Source organism: Micromonospora globispora, assembly GCF_003857015.1.
Classification (GTDB): domain Bacteria; phylum Actinomycetota; class Actinomycetes; order Mycobacteriales; family Micromonosporaceae; genus Micromonospora; species Micromonospora globispora.
This window is the reverse complement of sequence record NZ_QGGF01000726.1, coordinates 1-1,209: the sequence shown is the minus strand read 5'-3', so window position 1 is coordinate 1,209 and position 1,209 is coordinate 1. Positions and strand designations below refer to the sequence as shown.

Here is a 1,209-nt window from a genome sequence, read left to right as displayed (position 1 = left end):
CGCGTACATCGTCTGCTCGGCGCGGGTCGGCGGCCGCTTCCCACGGGCGGACGGGCTGGCCCTGGCCCTCGCGGTCGCCGCGCTGGTCGCCCTGCCGATCGGCCTGGTCGACGCCGGGCCACGGCTCTGGCATCCGGCGGTGCTGGGGCTCGGTACCGGCCTGGCGGTGCTCGCCTCGGTGCTGCCGTACACCCTGGAACTGCTGGCGCTGCGCCGGCTGCCCACGTCCACCTTCGCGGTGATGATGAGCCTCGGCCCGGCGATCGCCGCGCTCGCCGGCTGGCTGGTCCTCGACCAAGCGCTGCACCCGGTAGAGATCCTCGCGATCGGCCTGGTCATCATCGCCAGCATCGGCGCGGTCCGGGCCGGAACGCCGACCCCGGAGCCAGCCGAGGTTGGACCGGTCGCCGAAGGTCCCGACGGGCAGCTCAGCGCAGCAGCCGCACCGCCCGCGGCACGGCGATGATCCGCACCGGCAGGTCCAGCGCCCGCTCCCCGTCGGCGTACGTGGTGATGCCCTCCGCAGCCAGCTCCACCGTCCGCGCCCGGTAGCTGCGCACCAGCGGGTGCTCGACGTGGGTGCCCTGGTAGATGCGCGGCTTCACCCGCATCAAGGTCCGCCGGTCGAACCGCCCGCCCACCACCACGTCGAGCAGGCCGTCCGTGGGGTCGGCGTCCGGGCAGATCCGCATCCCACCGCCGTAGCTGGCAGCGTTGCCCACCGCCACCAGGACGGCGTCCACCTGCTGCTCCTCGCCGTCGAGGCGCAGCGTGTAGCGGCGGGGACGCAGCCGGGCCAGCTCCACCAGGATCGCCAGGTCGTAGCGGCGCGGGCCGCGCGGCCAGCGCATCCGGTTCGCCCGCTCGTTGACGATCGCGTCGAACCCCGCCGCCAGCACCGCCCCGTACCAGCGGTCGCCGTCCTCGGCGCCGGTCATCCGGGCCAGGTCGACCGGGCGGGACCGCCCCTCCCGCAGCGCGGTGGCGATCACGTCGACGGCGGCGAGCGGGTCGGCCGGGAACCCGGTGTCGACGGCGAAGTCGTTGCCGGTGCCGGCGGGAACCGGCCCGAACGGCACCGCCGTACCGGCGACCGCCTGCAATGCCCGGTGCACCGTGCCATCCCCGCCGACCGCCACCAGCGCACCGGCCCCGTCCGCGACCGCGCCGCGGCAGGCCGCCTCCGCCTCGGCCGGGGTGTGCGCCTCC

The 1,209-nt window shown here is 76.0% G+C and carries 2 protein-coding genes; one reads left to right on the top strand and one right to left on the bottom strand.

Going from position 1 to position 1,209, the window contains the following annotated elements:
• Nucleotides 1-466 (top strand): EamA family transporter (locus DKL51_RS32915; RefSeq protein WP_148097925.1); only part of this gene is annotated, 466 nt, incomplete at its 5' end.
• Here DKL51_RS32915 and DKL51_RS32910 read toward each other — a convergent pair.
• A partial coding sequence (locus DKL51_RS32910; protein ID WP_124813206.1) for a diacylglycerol kinase family protein occupies nt 429-1,209 on the bottom strand: 781 nt, incomplete at its 5' end. The genes DKL51_RS32915 and DKL51_RS32910 overlap by 38 nt on opposite strands.